The following is a 22,004-nucleotide window of genomic DNA, read 5'->3' as shown; positions in this document are numbered from 1 at the left end:
CTTATTAATTTAAATGGAGGCATACATATGGAAACTAAGACTACCGCGGATACCGCGACACATAAGATGAGTACCATGGATTACGTTTATAAAGTTTCAGCCGGTGTTTCTAATGCAATTTTGGTTTGTTTGGGAATTGGATTGTTATTGCAATCACTTGCTAATTTTGTTCACTGGACGGCGTTGTATCAAATAGGGGCGATTGCGCAAGTCTTACTAGGACCAGCCTTTGGGGTCGCCATTGCGACGATGCTTAATAGTAATACGTTGGTCACGTTTAGTGCCATGATTTCATCCACGATTGGTGCTAACGCGGTGTATTTCTCACAATCAGCTACTAACGGTGTAACGGCTACTGGACATACATTAGCTCAGGCGGCCCAGAGTTCTGTTTTTACCACTGGACAACCGATTTCAGCAGTTGCGGCTGGGCTGGTAGCAGTGCTGGTCGGTAATTATTTAACGGGTAAGACACCGCTTGATATGATGTTAGTGCCGTTAGCAGCTACCTTTGTTGGTGCGGTGGTTGGTTTGGGATTAGCAGCAGTGACGACACCAGCGCTTGTCTGGTTGAGTAAATTCATTGCGACCTCGATGAAAGTTAACCCGTTGATGGGGTCAATGGCGGTCTCGCTCGCTTGGGCCTTATTCCTGATGACGCCAGCCTCTTCGGCGGCACTGGCCGTTGCTGTGATGTTGGATCCAGTGTCGTCTGGCGCAGCCTTGATTGGAACGACCGCCCAGTTCGTGGGCTTTACGATTATGTCTTTTCGACAGAACAACTTGGGCGCTAATATTGCACAGGGGATTATTACACCTAAAGTCCAATTTCCGAACTTGCTGGTGAATCCACGGTTAGCGATTCCACCAATGGTTGCGGCCATTGTTTCTGCGCCAGTTGCGACAATGGTTTTCCACTTTTCAACGAGCTACAAGTTAGCAGGCTTAGGTTTGAATTCACTGATTGCGCCGATTTCGTTAGCTTCGACTAACTTTAACCAGTTTGTGGTCTACTTGCTGACGGGCGTCCTGATGCCAGCCATTATTTCAATCGTACTGTACCGCGTACTAGTGGCGGCGAAGTGGGTTGAATCGCGGCAATTACAGTTGGAAGTGGTTTAATCACATTGATCGTACGACTAAAACCGAGATGCGACTGAGTAAATAAAAACGAGGGGCAACTAAACTAATTAATTAGTTTAGTTGCCCCTCGTTTTTATAATGATTGCCTTTCGACAAGTTTAGTTGCGACAAGAATTTTTAAGGGCAGCCGTTGGGGATGTAAATAGTGATCGATTAATTGCTTTAGCGCCTCATGAGCAATTTGTTCAATAGGCACATGAATGGTTGACAGTTCTGGGGAAACCAAAGTGCTCTCGTAAATATCATCAAAACCCATGATTGCTAGTTGGTCAGGGATAGTAATTTTAGCTTGGCGAGCAACCTTAAGTAGCCGAAGGGCGATGTAATCGTCTTCACAAAAAATTGCCTTAGGTAACTTATTAATAAATCTTGTCATATTAAGGCCATTGGGATTAGTTTCAGTTGGCGAGATGAAATAAAAATTATCGTTAGAAATAGTGACACCGGCTTCTTTTAGAATTGCCCGAAAACCGCGGCGCCGTTCTGAAAAATTTGACATGATTTTGTCAGATGCAAAATAACCAATCTGACGATACCCCTTTCGCAAGATATACTCTCCTGCTAATCGGGCACCTTGGTAGTTATCCATGGTAACAAAGTCAGCATTAATGTCTTCAAAATATGTATCAAGGAAAACGACATGTTTAAGACGTTGATTAATTAGTGCAGCACTTTTCTTTGTGAGATCAGTACCCAGTACTAGAAAACTATCTGCTGTTTCCCTAATAGAGGAGAGTTGCTGGCTTAATTCAGTCTGTGTAATAGTAATAGTTTTTAAACTACCGTTAACTGCACTGATCTCAGCAGATAAGCATGAAATGAGTGAGTTAAAAAAAGGCAGCGTTCGATAATTACTCTTTACAACACCGGTTGTTGTCACAACTAGAAAGGCTACAGCTCCTAGATTGTTTTGAATATCCTGACGCTTTTTACGCAGTGGTGTATAGCCTTGTTGATGAGCAATTTTAATGATTTTTTTTCTAGTGCTTATACTTATTCCTGGCTTTTCATTAAGTGCTAATGAAACGGCTGATTTAGATACGCCAGCAAGTTGTGCAATGTCACTGATTTTAATTCCCATAAATTCATCTCCTGTGATAACTAAAATTATACTAAACTAATGCTATTTTTACAAAAACTATTGAGGAGATTTAGCTGATATTTTAGAATGCATCATGTAAGCGATAACAAAAAATCAGGAGGTATTTTTATGACTCAATCAATTAAATTAGGTTTTGCACCGACCCGACGTAATATTTTTTCGGCAGATGCAGCTATTGAATACGCAAATTTAACGCGTGATAAGTTGGATGCCATGCATGTTAACTATGTTGATATTAAAGAAGTAAACGATGATGGTCTATTATATGATGACGCTGGTATGGAGAAAATTGCAACTAAATTTAAAGCTGAAAAAATTGATGGCTTATTTTTAGCAAATGAAAATTTTGGTACTGAATATGAATGTGCACGGTTAGCCAAACAATTAGATGTTCCAGTATTACTCTGGGGTCCTAAAGATGAAGCACCAGCTGCTGATGGCTCTCGTCTTCGAGACACGCAATGTGGATTGTTTGCTATTGGAAAAGTATTACGTCGTTTCCAAATTCCATTTACTTACTTAGTCAATGTTGATATTGACGATCCTGAATTTGAACGCGGTGTAACAGATTTCATTAAAGTATGTAATATTGTAAAAACTTTCAAGAATACGCGAATCTTACAAGTTGGACCACGGCCATTTGATTTTTGGTCAACAATGGTAAATGAAGGAGAACTGCTTGAAAAGTTCAACATTTCATTATCACCAATTCCGTTGACGGAACTTGTTGAAGAAATTCATACGCTACAAGCAAGTCATTCGTCAGAAATTGACGTAACGGTTGCAACGTTAAAGCAAGTTGCAGATGTCGATATTACTGATAAAGATTTGAATATGGTAGCCGCGTTAAAAGTCGCCTTATCACACAAGATGACTGAATATGGATGTAATGCTGGTGCTATCCAATGCTGGACGGCCTTGCAAGATGAGATTGGCATTTTACCATACGCTTCGGAATCGTTACTTCAAGATGAAGGAACTCCCGTAACTTGTGAAACTGATATTCACGGTGTTATCTCCGAATTATTAGTTGAAGCTGCAACGATGGGTGATGAGAAGGCGATTTTTGCTGATGTTAACTGTCGTCATCCAGAAAATCCAAACGGTGAATTATTGCAACATTTGGGTGTTTTCCCGTTCTCCACGGCCAAGAATAAACCATCGTTACCAAAATCACACTTTGTCTTTGATTTCCCTGGTTCTGTTGCACTTCAAGCAAAAGATGGCGAATATACGTTGTGTCGTTTTGACGGAGATAATGGTCAATATAACTTATTACTAGGTAATGCTAAGTCATGTGAGGGGCCTTATGAACAAGGTACTTATCTTTGGTTACAATTCGCTAATCTCAATCGCTTTGAAACAAAACTTGTATATGGACCATATATTCATCATATGGCCGCAGTACGTGCCGATGTGGTTCCTGTCTTGTATGAGGCATGTAAGTATCTAGGGGTAACACCTGATTTCTATGATCCAATTGAAGACGATGTGCAAGCATATTTACGTGGTGATATTGATTCAATCGTTAAGTAAGGAATAGGGGAGATTAATTTGAGAATTGACGAATTAAAGTTAAAAGCAGCGCAAATCCGGCGTTCAACTTGGCAAATGATTTATCAAGCTAAGACGGGACATACGGGTTCGGATTTATCATGTACCGACATTCTGGTTGCGTTATATTATGCGGCTATGAATCAGACGCAAACGACATTTGCTAACGATGACCGTGATCGCTATGTTCAGTCCAAAGGCCATGCTGTTGAGGTGTTATATAACGTTTTAGCAGATCGGGGTTATTTTCCAAAGAGTGACTTACAAACTTATTCACAATTTGATTCACCTTATATTGGTCATCCAACCAATCACGTTAATGGTATTGAGTTGAATACTGGTTCGTTAGGTCATGGATTAGGCCTAAGTGTTGGCATTGCCAAAGCGGCGAAGTTAGACCACAAGGATTATCACGTATATACATTGATGGGAGACGGTGAACAAGCTGAAGGATCTGTCTGGGAAGCCGCGATGGCCGCAGGTAGTTTTCAGTTGGATAATCTGACAGCGATTATTGATCATAATCGCTTGCAAATCAGTGGCCCAACTGAAAAAGTCATGAATAGTGAACCACTAGTTGATAAGTATCGTGCATTTGGTTTTGATGTTATTGAGATTGACGGGAATGATATGGCACAACTTGTTAAGGCACTGGAGACCCCCAATACACCTTTACGTCCAAAGTTAATTTTAGCAGATACCGTTAAGGGTCGTGGTATTAGTTTTGCTGAGAATCGTGCTGAATGGCACCATAAAGTTCCGACTGCAGAACAGTATCAACAAGGGTTGGATGAACTTGATGAATTAATTGGGAGGTTACAAAATGACTAAAAGTGCAAAGGTAGGTTCTATAATTTGTGAGGAGTTAATCACTGCGGCTAAACATGATCATAATATCTTGGCGTTAACCAGTGACTCTCGTGGTTCGGCCTCACTAATGCCATTTGCGTCACAGCTACCAGACCAGTTAGTTGAAATGGGGATTGCAGAACAAAATTCGGTGACTGTTGGTGCTGGACTAGCACATAGTGGAAAACGACCATTCGTTTTTTCACCAGCTGCGTTCCTAACGATGCGAAGCATTGAACAAGTTAAAGTTGATGTCACTTATTCTGATACCAATGTAAAGTTGATTGGTATTTCCGGTGGAAACTCGTACAGTGTTTTGGGAAATACACATCATTCGTTACAAGACTTAGCTATTACACGAGCGTTGCCAAATCTGCAGGTCTATATGCCCGCTGATCAGTGGCAAACGCGTGGTTTGATGCAATATTTGGCTAAATCGGATCATCCGGCCTATGTCAGAATTGGGAAACAAGCATTACCAGATATTTATGATGATACTAATCAGGCTTTTCGTGGCCCCGGTAAAGCCAATATTGTTGTAGATAATGGTAATGATGTCGCTTTAGTTGCTGCTGGTGAAACTGTTCAAATTGCAGTGGAGGCTGCAAATAAATTAGCTAAGCAGGGTATTCACGCTAAAGTGGTTGATTTGGTCAGTGTCAAACCGTTAGATACTGCTTTGCTTAATCAAATTGCCGACCAAGTAGGTTTAGTAACCACTATTGAGGAACATACTGTTTATGGAGGCTTAGGTTCAGCAGTTGCTGAAACACTGGCAATTCGGGGTGATACAAAGATTGATATTGTCGGTTTCCCAGACGAGCCAGCGATTGCTGGCTCACAAGCTGAAGTTTTCGAACATTATGGAATTGATGCGCAAAATATTACAACTCGAGTCATTAAGTGTTTGGACAACTGACATACCGACCGTGTTGAATTGAAATTTGAAGACAGCTGCTGGGCTTCGGCTGGTGGCTGTCTTTGTTTATAACCCAAAATTAATAAGTTGGTGAAAATGATGAGTAATTATGTAATTGGAATTGATCAAAGCACACAAGGGACTAAAGTATTATTGTTCGACGATTTAGGCAATATTGTTTATAAACAGTCGCGTAGCCACGCGCAAATAATTAATAAAGATGGTTGGATCAGCCATGATTTAGATGAAATCTATCAAAATGTTATTTTGTTAATGAATGACTTAGTTCAAAATGCCGGTGTTCCAGTAAAGGAAATTAGTGGTATTGGACTTTCGGTACAACGAGAAACTGCCGCTGCATGGGCGAAGGATACGGGAAAGTCCTTGACTAAAGCCATTGTGTGGCAGGATGGACGGGCCGTTGATATTGTTGAGTTGCTACAAAAAAAGGGGATTGCACATGAGGTGAAGGCGAAGACTGGATTAACTTTGTCACCTTATTTTACGGCGGCCAAGTTGTCTTGGATGTTAAAAAACGTTCCAGAGGTACAAACTGCCGCGATAAATCACAATCTCTGTATGGGAACGATGGACACGTGGCTATTGTACCGATTAACCCATGGTCATGCTTTTAAGACTGAACCATCCAATGCATCTCGAACTCAATTGTTAGATATTAATAAGGTTGCATGGGATTCGAGTTTGTGTCATGCATTTGGTGTTCCACTGGAAGCTTTAGCAACGATTGAACAGTCGAATACTTTATTTGGGAAAACTGATTTTGAAGGTATTTTCCCTAAAGCACTGCCAATTCATTGTATGTTAGGCGATTCACAGGCGGCGCTTTACGGACAAGGATGCGAAAATATCGGTGATGTTAAGGCTACTATTGGCACTGGATCATCTGTGATGATGAATATAGGTGATAAGCCAGTTCAGTCATCGGATGTTGTGACTTCTATTGGTTGGAAAATTAATGGTCAGATGACATATGTTGCGGAGGGAAATATCAACTATGCGGGTGCTGTTGTCCAGTGGTTAGTCAATGACTTAAAATTAATTGATTCAGCCAATCAAGCAGAGGCCCTTGCTCGTCAGGCAATACCGGAGGATCATACTTGCTTAGTACCGGCATTTTCTGGTCTAGGTGCACCATATTGGAATACACGTGCCAAAGCAACGTTGACTGGTATGACCCGAACAACTGGGCGGCCAGAAGTCGTCCGAGCTGCGCTTGATTCAATTGCTTTTCAAATCAATGATATTTTAAATGCAATTGACAAAAAATTAGCTATTAAGACGCATGTACTCAAAGTAGACGGTGGTGTGACGGCTAATGCTTATTTAATGCAATTTCAAAGTGATATGTCGAATTTGGTTGTTGATGTTCCTGATATTGAAGAATTAAGTGCTTTTGGAGTAGCATATTGTGCCGGTCGGTCAATGATGGTTTATGGGAACCTACAGCTTAATAAAGTACTGAGATATCATGAATATCGGCGAACAATTAATGAGGATAGACGACAAGTAATTTTGAAGAATTGGCAGCAGGCAATCGAACAAGTTTGTCAATCAGTGGGGGTAACGAAATGAGTATTTTAAAGTCAGTCATTTCATTAGGCGCGTCAGTTCTGATGCCGATTATTTTCTTTATTGTGGGTCTTTTATTTCGGGTGAAGATTGGTAAGGCATTTGAAGCCGCTTTATTGGTTGGTGTTGGGTTTACGGGGCTAAACATGGTGATTGATTTATTACTCAATAATCTGGGGCCAGCAACTAATGCAATGGTTAAGCGATTTGGGGTTCATTTGACTGTATTAGATACTGGTTGGGCAAATGCGTCTCAGATTGGCTGGAGTTCAGCATTGATGCCATTAGCCGTGTTTACTTTTTTATTAGTAAATGTCTTATTGTTTGTTGTCAAGTTTACGAAGACCATGGATATTGATATTTTTAATTACTGGATTTTTTTAGTTGTCGGTACGGTAATGTATGTTGCATCGGGAAGTTTTGTTATTGCTTTTGTGATTATGTTGCTGCTATTTATTTTAATGTTGAAAGTGGCAGATTGGACTGCTCCGACAATTCAAAAGCAATTTGGAATGTCTGGACTATCGTTTCCACATCTCACTAATAGTCCGTGGGTTTTACTGGCGTTATTAGTTAACGGGATTGTTGACCATATTCCTGGATTGAATAGGGTAAAGTTAAGTCCAAAACAAATCAATAAACGCTTTGGCGTGTTAGGAGAACCATTAGTTATTGGCTTCATCCTTGGCATATTGATTGGCGCACTGGCTGGATTTTCAGCACCAAAAGTTATGGACCTAGCTGTGAAGGTCAGCGCGTCAATGCTCCTATTACCTAAAATGGTCGATATATTAATGGAGGGTTTGAAAATCATTCGTGGAGCAGTCGAAAAAGTACTCAAGTCGAAGTACCCAGATCGGGAAATCTTTATTGGGATGGATGTTGCCTTGATGGCTGGTGATCCATCCGTGATGGCGACGGGTCTGTTATTGATTCCAATAACACTATTGCTAGCAGTGATTCTCCCAGGAAATCGTGTTTTGCCAATGGTTGATTTATCGTCAATTATCTTTATTTTGCCAATGATGGCGGCGTACCTGAAGAAAGACCTACTACGGATGTTAATTGCGGGTACTATCATGATGGTATTTATCTTATATATTGGTACTGATGTGGCGGGATTTTACACTGCGGCAGCACATATGACAGGAGCAACTGTTCCAACTGGAACCTCACAGATTATCAGTATGAATTCAGCAGTAACCAATCCGCTTGGCTGGCTTGCAATTAAAGTATCGCAATTACTTGGGAATGCTTTTTAGGGCGAGTGATTCACAAATGAGTTTTAATATAGTTAGGAGTCATTAATATGTACGAAACAATTCGAAAAATGAATTTAGAGTATCATCTTTATCAGATTACTGATGCAGAATTTACACAATATGCGCAGATCGTTACAACCATTAATACTAGTTCAGCGGCTAAGACATTGAATACTAGGCCAATACCGAAACAGGGCAACGTTTATGTAGCATCAGATGAAGCACTAGAACAATTAGCAATCGCTCACACAATCCAAAAAGATGTTTTTGGCGGTCTTCCAGTTCAAGTGGGATATTGTAACGGTCATACCGATCGAATGAATTGTTTAGAATGGCATCAAACACCAGAGCTAAATTGGTTTACTGAAGACGTTGTTTTGTTCTTAGGCGATGTTAGGGAAATTCACAATAATCAGTATGCGACAGCTAATACGAAAGCCTTTTTTGTACCTGCTGGAACGATGATTGTTTTATATGGAACAACTTTACATTATGCTCCTTGTCAGACTAGTTTGCGAGGCTATCGGTGCTTAGTTGCATTGCTGAAGGGTGTTAATTCGTCTTTAGCGACTGCTGCGACTGGTCAAAAGCAGGTATTACTCGCTACAGATAAATGGTTAATAGCACATTCGGAGAGTGATGAAGCGAAAAATGGTGCTTTTGTAGGACTTAGCGGTAATAATTATCAAGTTAAGATAAATTAATTAATGGTTTTCAGATTATATCAGTGCTAGTTAGTATCTGTCGAGAGTATGGGGGAAAGTTTTGCACTATTGATATGATGCTTACGTTTGAGGTCTGAACTTATTTTGAAAAAGATTTCTTAAATGAAGTTTGAACGAAATAATGGTTTTTGAAAGAATAGGTGGTGAGTGTCACTGATACAGGTAAGTAAAGAAAGAGATTAGCAAGAATGAATTTTCAGAAGATCAGATTTTGGTAGCTTAAAACCGAGTTCGTACTGCTAGCAAATTATAAATGATTTAGGTTTAATTAAAATAACCTTAAACTTTCTGTAAAAAGAGCTTATACTAGTAGTGATTAGTTTTCTGAAAAGAAGGTGCGTAACGTGAAAAGTGAAGCACAAGGAATTATTCAAGCTCTGTATCAGGAGCTAACGCCAACTGTTACGTATCAAGGTATGCGAATGGCATTACAGGATGCTCAGCACCAGTTATCAATGACAAGTCAATTAGATAGTGGTCTGATTAGGCAACTTACGGACTATTTAACTTATACGATTTTTACACAATGTATACGATTAACGCCAACTGAAAATTTATTAGTTAGCGAATTATTATCATTGAGTCATCGTTTAGATGCCCAGACAATTGATTAGCAATTTAATTTGTTTTAAAGGTGGAAACGGTATGCAGCGATTTATCGCTATAATTAAGGCCCTAGCAACTACCGGATGGTTAATTACAATTATTTTGACTGTGTATGCTATTGCTCGCCAATTGAAGCGCGTCATCATTAAGTTTTGATAGATGGAATTTGACCACAGGTTTTTGTAGTTGAACACATTACGCACCTGATGTAGATAGTTAATAAAGCAGGTCCCATTTGGACAACGGTCGTTAATGGCTGGTTGTTCAAGTGGGATTTTTGCTATTGCTTAATGTACATTGATTTAGCGTCTAATCTTTTTGACTAGTCTATCAGTATTTCTCATAACATAGCGTATTTTTGAGAATCAATTATCTGATTAATAATTGGAAAAAATACAGTTGTTTTTGCAGTTATTACGTCAGTAGATGAACTTTATTAAAGGCTGCTGATTAGTTTGACGATGTTTGCCATTAATCATCGATAATCAGTTGAATTTTTATTATTCCATTCATGAATAACACATCCGCTGAATCCGAATTGAACCCGCTTACGACTGGCCGTATGATAGTCTTGTAAACTTTAAGGGAGATGAATGAAATGGCAGAACAACCATGGGATTTACGCCGGGTACTTGATGAGATCAAGGATGATCCAAAGAACTATCATGAAACTGACGTAGAAGTTGATCCAGATGCGGAACTTTCTGGTGTTTATCGGTATATTGGTGCTGGTGGGACCGTTCAACGGCCAACCCAAGAAGGCCCTGCAATGATGTTCAATAACGTTAAAGGCTTTCCTGACACCCGCGTTTTAACCGGATTAATGGCTAGTCGCCGACGCGTTGGTAAGATGTTCCATCATGATTACCAAACGTTAGGTCAATATTTGAATGAAGCAGTTTCACACCCAGTTGAACCAGAAACGGTCACTGAAGCGGATGCACCTGCTCACGATGTTATTTATAAGGCGACTGATGAAGGTTTTGATATTCGAAAGTTAGTTGCTGCCCCAACGAATACGCCCCAAGATGCTGGCCCTTACATTACAGTCGGTGTTGTACTTGGCTCAAGTATGGACAAGTCTAAGAGCGACGTTACGATTCACCGGATGGTTCTTGAAGATAAGGACAAACTAGGCATTTATATTATGCCTGGTGGTCGGCATATCGGTGCTTTTGCTGAGGAATATGAAAAAGCTAACAAACCAATGCCAATTACCATTAATATTGGTTTAGATCCGGCGATTACGATTGGTGCGACTTTCGAGCCACCGACCACGCCATTCGGCTATAACGAATTAGGTGTTGCTGGTGCGATTCGGAACCAAGCTGTTCAATTAGTTGACGGGGTGACCGTTGATGAACAAGCGATTGCACGTTCTGAATACACGTTGGAAGGCTACATCATGCCTAACGAACGCATTCAAGAAGACATCAATACGCATACGGGTAAAGCGATGCCTGAATTTCCAGGGTATGATGGTGATGCTAATCCGGCCTTGCAAGTGATTAAGGTGACGGCGGTGACGCACCGGGAAAATGCCATTATGCAAAGTGTTATCGGACCTTCCGAAGAACACGTCAGCATGGCTGGAATTCCAACTGAAGCAAGTATTTTGCAATTAGTTGATCGGGCCATTCCTGGTAAAGTGCTCAACGTCTATAATCCGCCGGCTGGTGGTGGGAAGTTAATGACCATCATGCAAATTCATAAAGAGAATGAAGCGGATGAAGGTATTCAACGGCAAGCGGCTTTGTTAGCATTTTCAGCTTTTAAGGAATTAAAGACCGTTATTTTAGTTGATGAGGATGTTGATATTTTCGATATGAACGATGTGATTTGGACGATGAATACGCGTTTCCAAGCAGATGAAGACTTGATGGTCTTATCTGGGATGCGGAATCATCCATTGGATCCATCTGAACGGCCACAATATGATCCGAAGTCGATCCGTTTCCGTGGCATGAGTTCTAAACTAGTGATTGATGGGACCGTCCCATTCGATATGAAGGATCAATTCGAACGGGCCCAATTCATGAAAGTTGATGACTGGGAGAAATATTTGAAATAAGCCGCGCAGCTTGATTTGATTCATGATGCTGTTTAACTTATAATTTCAAAAAATTAAATTTCTAATAGTGCAAGGAGCCGCCAGACCAACGGAAGTGTGCTGGTCGGGGGGCTTTTTTGCTGTCAAAATGAAGGGAGCATTTACCTCGTGAACAAGAAAACGATTGGCTTTTTCAGCGGAATCGCTGTGTGTGCTATTATTTACTTCCTACCGATTGCCGGCTTATCGGCTAAGGGTCAGATGGATTTGGCGCTTAGTTTGATGACGGTCGTCTGGTGGGCCACCCAAATTGCGCAACCCGCGTTCGTTGGTGGGATTTACTTAATGTTACTTATTATTATGAATGTGGCGACGCCATCCCAGGTCTTCTCGTCGGCATGGACCGGTTCGATTATGTGGCTTGTGATTGGGGCGTACTTGATTGCCGGTGCGGTTAATGAATCTGGACTGGGTCAACGAATCGCGTACGCATTCATTATTAAGTTTGTGCGTAGTTGGAAAGGGATTGTGATTTCAATTTTTGCGCTGACTTTTATCTTAGCGCTATTGATTCCTCATCCATGGCCACGGGCTTTCATGATCATGTCCGTTATTACGGTGGTCGCGGAAACGGCGAAGATGCCGAAACGCGATTTGGCTAAATTAGGGCTAGCAGTGTTTGCAGCGTCTTGTCCGCTATCCGGGGTATTCTATACTGGTGATACATCACTGAACCCGTTGGCCGTGCAAGCTTCTGGTCAGAGTGTCAACTTTGTTTCTTACTTCATTTACATGGGTGTCCCAATGATTATTGCGGCCGTCTTAACGATGTTTCTTTTCTTATTCCTCTTCAAACCTAGTCAAGAAGTTCATATTGACGTTGAAGCTTTAAAGCAACAACAAGCGCAATTAGGTGGTATGACGGGGAAGGAAGTTCGGACGATTATTTGGTTGATCATTGCGATTGCACTTTGGTTAACGAGTGGTATCACTGGCTTAGATGTTGGTTGGTTAACGTTAATCGTTGCGCTGATGATGAGTCTTCCAGTCGTGGGTGGTATCTTAACAGCCAAGTCGTGGGAAGGCGTGCCCGTAAACGTGCTAGTGTTCTTGACTTCGGCGATTGCGATTGGGAATGTCGGTGGTGTAACTGGTATGAATAACTGGATTGCTAAGACCTTGATTCCAAGCAATTTACCAACCAATATTTACTTATTAGCGATTGTGATTACCGTCTTTGCTATGATTATCCACATGTTCATGGGTTCAGTTATTGCGGTAATGGGGATTACGATTCCGGCCTTCGTGGCAGCGACAGCCCACATGGGAATTTCACCATTGGCCGTCTCGTTATTAGTCTTCTCAGTAACGAACTTACATTATATTTTACCGTTCCATAACCTAGCTGTCTTAGTTGGGAGTGACCCCGATACTGGTGGTGGTTACACACAAAAAGACGTGATGCGCTTAGGAATTCCACTGACAGCGGTTGTCTTTGTCGTCGCGTTAGTTGAAATGTTCTGGTTCCATTTAGTTGGGTTGGCATAAGCAAAGTATTGTTAAAAAAACTCCTTTTCAAACGGCCATCGGTCAGTTGGAAAGGAGCTTTTTTAGGATTGTTAGTTAGTCTGAACGGTTAAGTAGTCGATCAAGTCGGTCAGTAATTGATTACCCGCACGCTGGGGATAAACAAAGTTCAGTTGACTGATGAACGGGATGGCTAGCGAGCGCATCACCACGTGTTCCGTCATGAATGGAAGGACCGACTGTTTAAATAAAAAGGTCACGTTATTTTGGTTGAGAATACCTAAAAGCGTTTCGATATGCGTGCTTTCAAAGAAAAATTGTGGGGTCATTCCTTGACGTGCAAAAAGCGCATTAATAGGCTCGTAAACACCAGAGCCTGGCGGTAAAGTAGCGATTTTTTGACTGGCCAAATCCTGTATCCGAATGACAGGTTGGGCAGCTAAGGGGTGATCACGCGGCAGAATGATTTTTAGTTCATCTGCGAGTAGTGGTTGTTTTTGAAATTCGGTGGGTTGCAGTTGGGTCGTCTGGGTGTCACGAATAATGGCCGCCTGCAGTTCACCGTTCAGCAAGCGCTTAACGATTTGATCGCCTTCATCTTCGATAATTTTGATTGCGGTATCGGGATGTTGATTGTCAAAGGCAGCAATTTTTTTGGCGATATTATATTGACCTGAAATTGGAATGGCACCAATGATCAGGTTGGCAAACATGGTTGGTCGGTTCGGTGCTAAATCGTGCATCATGGTCTCGTAATCAGTAATCATTTTATGCGCGTGATGATAAAACGTTTCACCAGCTGGTGTGATTTGTAAGCGACGTTTGTTGTGTGTATCTAGTAATTTGATATTAAGTTCATTCTCGAGGGCGCGCATTCGTTTGGATAATTCTGATTGTGATAAATGGAGTTCGACGGCAGCGTTAGAAATGTGGCGTAAATCGTACACCATCACAAATGCTTGGAGGTCATTAATGGTCATGGCAGTCACACTTTTCTTTAGGTTAGATTCTATTTTAACACCGATTAGGAGGACAGCCTAATTAAGCAATGGTATAAATTAGTATGAATATTATGGGGCAATTACGGTAATCAAAATATTAATTATATTTTTTAATGGGAATGGGTCGTTAATAAAATTGTGGTGTCGATGAACAGTTGCTAGTGCGAATGATTATGAGTCGTGACTCGATCATAGATGGGAGCTAGTACCGTGACACTGACTAATTTTGGGAAGATATAATAATGTTAGTGTTGTAATTAGAAATTGGCGAATGGTTGGTAATTATGAAGAAGTGGAATAGCTAATTTTACTTGCTTTTGGTACCGAATCCGGCAAAATGAAAGGGTTCCAGTGGCTGTTATTTTTGATCAGGACGCTGGTCATGGACTGGACAATACTTTGTAAAAGGGGATTGGTTGAGCATGTCAAAAGCGCTTAGAACGTGTTTGGATACTTTGACATTCGATTTGATTTTAGTTAAATTAAATCAAAAACAGGAGTTTTTAATCCATGAAAAGCTTTGCACACCATTATAGTAGCGACATCTCTCGTGAACAATTTGAACTAATCCGGACAGATCTAGAAGGCATACGTAAGCGGACTAAGCCAAGAAAGGTTGATTTATATGATATCTTTTGTGCCCTGCTTTATACCTTGAAAAATGGGTGCGTTTGGCGTGATTTACCCAGCGATTTTCCTAAATGGGAAACCGTCTATTATTACTGGTTACTTTGGACTAAAACGCCATCTCCTACTGGTATCACTCCTCTGGATAAGGTTTTAAAAAAATTGTCAGCCAACATCGGTTGGCTCAGAAGCGTTCAGTTTATACATCGTTCATCATTCTAGATGCTCAAAGTGTCAAGAATACCGATCCTGCTGAAAGTAGCGGCTACGATGGTGGTAAAAAGGTGAGTGGGATTAAGCGCCATCTTGCTGTAGATATCAATGGGCTGCCGATGGCAGTCCATGTGACAACCGCCAATGTTTCTGAGCGTGATGGCGCCAATGCGCTACTGGCGTTAAACAAATCACAGTTTGACCTGGTTCAACGAGTAATGGCCGATGGTGGTTATACTGGTAACAACTTTGCTCAATCAGTTCAGGCAATGATTAACGCTGAAGTCATTATTGCTAAACAGAGTGACCTTAGGCACGGTCAAGTGACCCCGCAACGCTGGGTTATCGAACGCAGTTTTAGCTGGCTAGGAAAATATCGGCGCCTCTGGCGCAATTGTGAGCGAAAGCTGAACACCAGTAAGATGATGATTAGCTTAGCCTTCCTGCGAATACTCTTGAAAAGATTCTAAACACATTCTTAGAGTAATGATGGGGATTACGATGTTAACTGGAGGAGTCTTGGGTCAAGCAATCGCGGTGCACGCCGCCGTTGGTACGACGCAAACCAAGCAAGTAAGGCAAGTGGCGCCAGTGGGTAATCTTGCAAGTCAGGTTGAAAACAGTCCGGTAGTTAAGGCTGCAGACAACCGAGTGACACTAGCAGCCCAAGCGTTAACAACGGCTAGTACGGCATTAACTACAGTAACGGATGCGTTGCCAGCAGCGCAAGCAAATTTAGATGCAACCAATAAAATCTTAGCAAAGAACCAAAAGATTCAGGCACACATGGGGGCCCTTAAACAAGCCGCAATGGTACGCCAAGTTCAGGCACAAAAAGAATTGACTGAACAATTATCAGGACAGACCACCGCACAAACTGCGGTTACTAAGTCGCAAGCCGAAGTGACGCGGTTAGCAACCGCTGTGCAGACGGCCCAAAGTAACTTTGATAAGGATAATAGCGGCACTAATAAGGTGACGTTACAAACCACGCAGACTAAGTTAAAAGCTGCCCAGCAAACGTTACAAACAGCGCAGTCCACTCTTGATAAAATCAATACGCGTGTTAGTGCGGCTAAGGAAGAGTTAGTTAATGCGAAGATGGAAGTCAGTGGTTCGACGCGTGATTATCAAATTGCACAAGTTGACTATGATATCATTCGGCCACAAGCGGCTGTTGATCAAGCTAAAGCCAGTTATATGACTAAGGTTCAGCGGGTTACTGCTGCTAAGACTAAGCTAGCGGCGGCCCAACGGGATTTAGCTCAGGCCCAAGAGCAGTTAGCGACGGCGCGGGCCCAGACTTTGGCGGCATTGACAGCGGCGGCTGAAAAACCAGTGAGTGAACAACCAGTGGCTGATCGTGCCACTGACACGTCTGCGGACGCTAACCAAGCGACACATCGAGGAGCAGTGGGCAACCAGTCGATGAAACCAGTCAAGCCAACTACAACATCAACACCATATCGAGTGGTTACTAAGTCACGCCAAGCAATTCCGGCCTTAAGAACGACAGTTAGCCCGGTAGTGGCCAAACCGGCTACTAAGCGAGCGCAGCCGCGCGTTTCAGCCAAACCAGCTACCTTACCACAAACTGGTGAACAGACGAACCATGCGCTGACGGTAATGGGCTTGATATTGTTAACGGCTACTAGTTTGTTAGGATTAAGCAGGCAACGGCAACGTCATCAGACGACTGATTAACGTTAAAGTGTGTGTGCACGGTACTAGAGTTAAATAAGCGATGATGGTGGGCTGAAATCATGACTACTCAGTTTGGTCGTCGAAACTGAGTAAGTAACTTATCGTTCATAATTAAAAAGTTCTTTCGGAATTTTAATGATTCCTGAAAGGACTTTTTGAGTGTAATGAGCGGACTCGTTTAGTTAATAAAAAAATGCTAAGAACGCCGGCTTTTCGGCCGGAAATCCTTGCTTGAAAGTGGTCACTGGACTACTATAAACATGGTTTTGAAAAGCCGTAGAATTTTATCAAATAAGGAGTTGAGTTTGTGATGATGATGACGGGAATGATGGTTCTATTTGTATTATTGGTTGGTTTAGTTTTAAGTGGGATTTTCTTCCGATACATGGATACGACTGCCGGTATCTCATTCAGCTCACTGAAATTGACTGATTTGCGGATGGAATTTTTAAACCTAGTACTCGTAATCGGATTATTGATGTGGGCACTGTTTTTAATTCATTAAAATTAATTATTTGAGCTATTTTAATCAGTCCGGCCGCGGCCGGACTTTTATTTTGGCTAATATTTTACCAATAGCCTGAGGTGGACCACCAAAATACTTGCACTTCAACGTGGAACATCGCTATTATGGTTAAGTGATTATCTATTTAGAAGGGAATGACTAACTATGACGCAGTCGGCATATTGGCAACGGATTGCGGCCAAAGCACAGGCAGAACAGCGACCGTTTTTCAGTTTGGCGCCTATGGAAGCTGTGACGGGGTCCGTTTTTCGCCGCGTTGTGATGCGCGCCACAGCACCAGATGTTTTTTATACTGAATTTACGAATGCGTTGAGCATTACCCACCCGAAAGCTAAGTTTACGACACGAGGCCGATTATACATTGATGAGACTGAAAAGCCACGCCCCATCGTCCAACTTTGGGGTAATAGTGGTGAGGATTTTACCAAAGCTGCGTATGAGGTAAAACGTCAAGGTTATCAAGCGATTGATCTCAATATGGGCTGTCCGGATATGGCCGTCATCAAGAATCACAGTGGGAGTGATTTAATTCGACATTTTGATCGGGCCAAAGAAGTGATTGAAGGTGCTCGACAAGCTGATCTTCCTGTCAGTGTTAAGACGCGCTTAGGTTTTGATGACGTGCATGAATATGAGACTTGGATTCCGTTTTTGCTACAACAACAGGTGCCAGTGCTGACCGTTCATGTGCGGACTAAGAAGGAAATGAGCAAAGTGCCGGCTCACTATGAATTAATTGATAATTTAGTTCAGATGCGTGACACGTTAGCACCAACGACACTATTGCAAATTAATGGGGATATCTTGGACTACCAAGCTGGAGTGAAGTTGGCCCAAGCCCATCCTGGTGTTGATGGTATCATGATTGGACGCGGTATTTTCCAAAATCCCTATGCTTTTGAGGCGACCCCACAGGATCATTCAACTCGCGACATGCTGGAGTTGCTACGTTATCAGGTTGATTTATATGATCAATTCATTGGCTTAGGCTTGCAGGGCCACTTTGCGCCACTACAACGCTTTTTCAAGATCTACGTTCGTGGGATGCGACACGCAGCTGAATTGCGTAACGAATTAATGCAAACTAAGACGACTGACGACGTGCGAGCGATTATTGACCGGTTAGAGGCAGAGTTACCAACGGATTAGAATGAATCCTTGTTGACGAACAAACAAGTAAACTCAGGGCACGTTTTAGCATTTTTGCAGAGTGGCAAAGATTAATATCGTGTATACGCATTGTACTAGTTAATTTGGCATGAATCATGATTAAAACGTGCCCGTTAGTTGGATTACTATTCGTCAGCACATGTGCGTCCTATGCCGACCTCTGGGGCTGGGTGCCAATTGCTGGAACGTAGCCGACGTCGATTTGAGCTAACGCCCAACCCACGTCATCTCAAATACGAGTCTTATTCTAAGCCGGAAGAAATTCGCTTCCAGCTAAGAATAATTTGGCTACTGAGCATTGTCACCCAGCCCCCCCAGTCGGTAAGCCGCTCGAATGGCTGATGAACGGCCACATAACTTGGTACAAATGGTCGTTGGATATTCTGATACTGGAACTTCAATTAAACATCAAATCGATATTGACTGTTTTTAAACACGGGTCAACTACCACAAAAGTGTTATCAGTCTGACAGTTAAATAACAAAATTACTGTTTAAGAAAAATAACGATCAGTCCATCAAAATCTAGGTACATCCATGTCAGCCATTCTAACACTGTCCCGACTGGAAGGCGTTTCTGCCAATGCCCAGTGGTGAAATTCCACTTAGCAAGCGTCTTGTGCTTGGTTAGTGGAAGGCCAGTGTTTGAGACGTGGGCTTCGGCTCAAATCTGTGCCCACCACGTTCCGGCAATTGGCAGAAATGCCTGGAGGTCGGCATAGGACGCAGTTAATTAGGCAGGTTTACGCTAACTCGACCTGTTTCCAGCGGGCCTAAGCTGGCTGCTTTTGATCTTAACCGTTTGGCATGTGTTAATCATGATTCATTCTAAAATAATAACAAGCACATAGTGTATGTACCGCTGAAATAAGCTAGTCGCTTTAAGAAAGATCTTTCTTGAAGTGACTAGCTTATTTTTTTGAGATTTAAATTAAAGTAAATCGTTTATCAAGTAAGGTGACCCGTTCAGTGGGAAGGCCAACGACCTGAATCTCACGTTGTTTAGTAACAAAGATAGCACCGTAAATATCAGGACGGTTGGCCGCCCAGCCCGGAATTGGTTGACCCGCAAAGAAGAGTCGGGTGGTTTCAATTTCACCATCAATAGAAGTCTTTGAAAAAACAGTGACACTTTCAAGATCGTTCTGTCGTGGGTATCCCGTCTTAGAATCCAAAATATGGTGATAGGACTGTCCATTAAATTCAAGGTGTCGTTCGTAAATGCCACTAGTAACAGCCGAGCAAGGCCCAATGGTGACACTGGCAATGGCGTTGCCACGATCAGTAGTGGGATCTTGGATGCCAACGCGCCATTGACCATCAGCGTGTAAGGGGGAAGTACCGACCATTAGTAGATTGCCGCCGAGATTGATCATACCGGCCCGTTGTCCGAATGCTTCCCAATAGTCTTGGATGCGATCAGCAATGTAACCCTTAGCTATCGCACCGAGATCAAGCTCCATCCCTGTAACTTTGAGATAGACACTAAAGTCGGTATCGTTGCAGCTGACTTGATTGGGGTCAATCAGGGTTAAACGGTCGTTAATGGCAGGTTGTTCAGGCACATGAGCGTTATCAAAGCCAATGTGCCATAGCTTAACTAGCGGTCCAATGAGTGCGTTGAAGCCAAAGTTCTGCCGACTGAGCTCAACAGCTTGATGAACGAGCGTATAGGTGGCGGCACTCACTTGAACTGGGTGTTGACCAGCAGCGTGGTTGATTGCCATAACTTCCGAGGCGGTACGATTGACAGTTAAGCGGTCCTCGTACTGGTCAATAAGTTGGCAAGCCGTCTGCAGATACTGGTCGCTGTCACTACCAAAGAGGGTTAAATCAATGTCAGTACCAAGTGCATGGTGTGCTTGGTGCTGACGTTGTTGGGCGAATGCCGGGATAGCCGATTCGCCGTTATAAGCTAAAGTTGTCATGATACCAGTCCTATCTTTCATAAATATCAATTCGTTCAGCAAACTGAACAAGATTCATCTCGATAATAGTCATCAGATGAGTGGTTGAGTTAAATTAATTTTCCCGCACAATGATCTAATTCATGTTGAATGATTTGAGCCGTAAAGTCATTGAATCGTTGCTGCTGGGGTTTGAAATGCTGATCCTTGTACTTTACCGTTATTTGATGATACCGACTAGTTGGGCGTTCACCTGGTAAGGATAGACAACCTTCTTTAGTGTCATAGGCACCATGTTGATCAATAATTTTCGGATTGATCATCGCAATGGCAAAGGGTCCCAATTGGACAACAATAATTTGTTTGTTAACGCCAATCATGTTAGCGGCCATTCCAACACAATTATCGGTGTGAGCGGCAAGGGTATCAAGTAAATCAGTTACGACTTGAGCATCTGCTGGCGTCGCTAAGTCGGCGGGGATACTCAAGGCGGCAGGGTCATGCACAATAGGTCGAATCATTTAATATTCCTCCATTATAGTTATAGGTGGTGTGCTAGTTTGTCATGGTTCGTATTAACTAGTACACCACCTTAGGCTAGTATTCTATTAATTTAATTATAGGGAGCGTTATCCATAGAAGCAAGCTGTTTGCTGGACCGTTAGTGATAAAAAGAGTTGGGAACGAAACTAATTACGCTCAGTTTATTGAGAAAACGTTTCTCAATAAACTGAGCGTAATTTTTCTATCAATATTGTCGAGACGTGCGCCAAATGATGGCTTGCTTCGCTTAAGCCAAATCCGGCAATTATTTCAAATCCAGGAATAATCGGCGAATTTATGTTAATGCTCGCAAACAAATCACCTTTGTCTCGCTCGCTTTCCCACTAATAGGATAATTTAAATGTTGGTGTTAAGGTCCCCGATTTTAATGCTTCATTAGTTGTTGTGGGGATGGTACTGTGATTGGGCTGCCAGTTAGGGTCCTTGATTAGTGTGATGCTGGTTCCTTGATAGTCCAGGGTCAAACTATTAGCGTTGTTCAGGGTCAACTTAACAACATCGTGATCAATTGTAAATGTTGCTTTAGTATCATTTAAGGCCAGATTTGCATGGCGATGAATCGATGCGGAGCCCTTTTGAAACCAAGCAATTTGATGATTAGCATTCAAATATAAACTTGTTGCTGGATTAGTGCTGACCCAGCGGCCTAAAAAATCGTGGGTCGTTACTGATCGGACAGCACTAATTTTGGACGGCGTTGGTTGAACTGTTGTTGATGATGTATCACTGGTTGTAGAATGGCAACCAGCTAGCAGCCCGACCAGCAACAGTCCTCCAATCATTCCCCGTATTTTTTGCATAATTATTCTCTCCTCCGATGCCCACATCCCTCAATGAGGACTTAATATTATTATAGCGAATACGTTGGAGGAGTTAAACTAAATAGTCATAAGTTAATTAGTCTGCAACAATTTGGTTGTGTTCAGCTTAATTTTTAACGAATTAAAATACGGTTTGAGCGCGATG

At 42.1% G+C, this 22,004-nt stretch carries 19 protein-coding genes; 14 read left to right on the top strand and 5 right to left on the bottom strand.

What is annotated here, in order from left to right; translation table 11 throughout:
* The first annotated feature begins 27 nt into the window (after nt 1–27).
* A complete protein-coding gene (locus tag LP667_RS12775) occupies nt 28–1,122 on the top strand; it encodes a PTS sugar transporter subunit IIC (RefSeq protein ID WP_021731030.1) in 1,095 nt (364 codons plus the stop codon).
* A 94-nt stretch (nt 1,123–1,216) separates the two neighbouring features.
* On the opposite strand, the gene LP667_RS12770 is transcribed toward LP667_RS12775, so the two are convergent.
* Nucleotides 1,217–2,224 carry a LacI family DNA-binding transcriptional regulator gene (locus tag LP667_RS12770; RefSeq protein WP_021731029.1) on the bottom strand — a complete coding sequence of 336 codons (1,008 nt, stop codon included), beginning with the start codon at nt 2,222–2,224 and terminating at the stop codon, nt 1,217–1,219.
* A 129-nt stretch (nt 2,225–2,353) separates the two neighbouring features.
* Here LP667_RS12770 and LP667_RS12765 point away from each other — a divergent pair, with 129 nt between their 5' ends.
* The 9 genes from LP667_RS12765 to LP667_RS12720 all read left to right on the top strand — a co-directional run bounded on the left by LP667_RS12765 (nt 2,354) and on the right by LP667_RS12720 (nt 13,348).
* Complete coding sequence (locus LP667_RS12765; RefSeq protein ID WP_056988553.1) at nt 2,354–3,781, top strand: L-fucose/L-arabinose isomerase family protein; 1,428 nt, start codon at nt 2,354–2,356, stop codon at nt 3,779–3,781.
* Between the two features lie 18 nt (nt 3,782–3,799).
* On the top strand, nt 3,800–4,630 hold the full coding sequence (locus LP667_RS12760; RefSeq protein ID WP_021731027.1) for a transketolase: 831 nt from the start codon (nt 3,800–3,802) through the stop codon (nt 4,628–4,630).
* On the top strand, nt 4,623–5,567 hold the full coding sequence (locus LP667_RS12755) for a transketolase family protein (RefSeq protein WP_021731026.1): 945 nt from the start codon (nt 4,623–4,625) through the stop codon (nt 5,565–5,567). Before LP667_RS12760 ends, LP667_RS12755 begins: the two co-directional genes overlap by 8 nt.
* Before the next feature lie 96 nt (nt 5,568–5,663).
* On the top strand, nt 5,664–7,160 hold the full coding sequence (locus LP667_RS12750; RefSeq protein WP_021731025.1) for an FGGY-family carbohydrate kinase: 1,497 nt from the start codon (nt 5,664–5,666) through the stop codon (nt 7,158–7,160).
* Nucleotides 7,157–8,419 (top strand): PTS galactitol transporter subunit IIC, encoded by a 1,263-nt coding sequence (locus tag LP667_RS12745; protein ID WP_021731024.1) that lies wholly within the window; start codon nt 7,157–7,159, stop codon nt 8,417–8,419. The genes LP667_RS12750 and LP667_RS12745 overlap by 4 nt, the downstream gene beginning before the upstream one ends.
* Nucleotides 8,420–8,466: 47 nt before the next feature.
* Nucleotides 8,467–9,123, top strand: a complete 657-nt coding sequence (locus tag LP667_RS12740; RefSeq protein WP_021731023.1) for a DUF4867 family protein — start codon at nt 8,467–8,469, stop codon at nt 9,121–9,123.
* Nucleotides 9,124–9,488: 365 nt separating this feature from the next.
* Nucleotides 9,489–9,758 carry a hypothetical protein gene (locus LP667_RS12735; RefSeq protein WP_021731022.1) on the top strand — a complete coding sequence of 90 codons (270 nt, stop codon included), beginning with the start codon at nt 9,489–9,491 and terminating at the stop codon, nt 9,756–9,758.
* Between the two features lie 590 nt (nt 9,759–10,348).
* Complete coding sequence (locus tag LP667_RS12725; RefSeq protein ID WP_021731020.1) at nt 10,349–11,821, top strand: UbiD family decarboxylase; 1,473 nt, start codon at nt 10,349–10,351, stop codon at nt 11,819–11,821.
* A gap of 147 nt (nt 11,822–11,968) precedes the next feature.
* Nucleotides 11,969–13,348, top strand: coding sequence for an SLC13 family permease (locus tag LP667_RS12720; protein ID WP_021731019.1), 1,380 nt, complete (start codon nt 11,969–11,971; stop codon nt 13,346–13,348).
* A gap of 71 nt (nt 13,349–13,419) precedes the next feature.
* On the opposite strand, the gene LP667_RS12715 is transcribed toward LP667_RS12720, so the two are convergent.
* Nucleotides 13,420–14,307, bottom strand: a complete 888-nt coding sequence (locus tag LP667_RS12715) for a LysR family transcriptional regulator (RefSeq protein WP_056988552.1) — start codon at nt 14,305–14,307, stop codon at nt 13,420–13,422.
* 531 nt (nt 14,308–14,838) lie between these two features.
* On the opposite strand from LP667_RS12715, the gene LP667_RS12710 reads away from it, so the two are divergent.
* From LP667_RS12710 to LP667_RS12695, 4 genes are all read left to right on the top strand, one after another.
* Nucleotides 14,839–15,638, top strand: a protein-coding gene (locus LP667_RS12710) for an IS5 family transposase (protein WP_121018929.1) whose coding sequence is annotated in 2 segments (ribosomal slippage) — nt 14,839–15,109 and nt 15,109–15,638 — 801 coding nt in all. Because the reading frame shifts where the segments join, the coding sequence is not laid out codon by codon here.
* 31 nt (nt 15,639–15,669) lie between these two features.
* The gene (locus LP667_RS12705) at nt 15,670–16,872 is read left to right on the top strand and encodes an LPXTG cell wall anchor domain-containing protein (protein ID WP_235806625.1); all 1,203 of its coding nucleotides are present in this window, start codon (nt 15,670–15,672) and stop codon (nt 16,870–16,872) included.
* 310 nt (nt 16,873–17,182) lie between these two features.
* The gene (locus tag LP667_RS12700) at nt 17,183–17,377 is read left to right on the top strand and encodes a hypothetical protein (RefSeq protein WP_021731016.1); all 195 of its coding nucleotides are present in this window, start codon (nt 17,183–17,185) and stop codon (nt 17,375–17,377) included.
* 165 nt (nt 17,378–17,542) lie between these two features.
* The gene (locus LP667_RS12695; RefSeq protein WP_021731015.1) at nt 17,543–18,547 is read left to right on the top strand and encodes a tRNA dihydrouridine synthase; all 1,005 of its coding nucleotides are present in this window, start codon (nt 17,543–17,545) and stop codon (nt 18,545–18,547) included.
* 946 nt (nt 18,548–19,493) lie between these two features.
* Here the strand turns inward: LP667_RS12695 and LP667_RS12685 are convergent.
* From LP667_RS12685 to LP667_RS12675, 3 genes are all read right to left on the bottom strand, one after another.
* Entirely contained in the window at nt 19,494–20,495 is a 1,002-nt protein-coding gene (locus tag LP667_RS12685) for an FAD:protein FMN transferase (RefSeq protein WP_021731797.1), read from the bottom strand.
* 89 nt (nt 20,496–20,584) lie between these two features.
* Nucleotides 20,585–20,995 carry a peptide deformylase gene (locus tag LP667_RS12680; protein WP_021731798.1) on the bottom strand — a complete coding sequence of 137 codons (411 nt, stop codon included), beginning with the start codon at nt 20,993–20,995 and terminating at the stop codon, nt 20,585–20,587.
* Nucleotides 20,996–21,361: 366 nt separating this feature from the next.
* The gene (locus tag LP667_RS12675; protein ID WP_021731799.1) at nt 21,362–21,838 is read right to left on the bottom strand and encodes a hypothetical protein; all 477 of its coding nucleotides are present in this window, start codon (nt 21,836–21,838) and stop codon (nt 21,362–21,364) included.
* Between the last annotated feature and the right edge of the window lie 166 nt (nt 21,839–22,004).

This window comes from Lactiplantibacillus paraplantarum (assembly GCF_003641145.1).
Classification (GTDB): Bacteria; Bacillota; Bacilli; order Lactobacillales; family Lactobacillaceae; genus Lactiplantibacillus; species Lactiplantibacillus paraplantarum.
The sequence above is the reverse complement of the archived record's forward strand: the minus strand, read 5'-3'. Positions and strand labels throughout refer to the sequence as shown.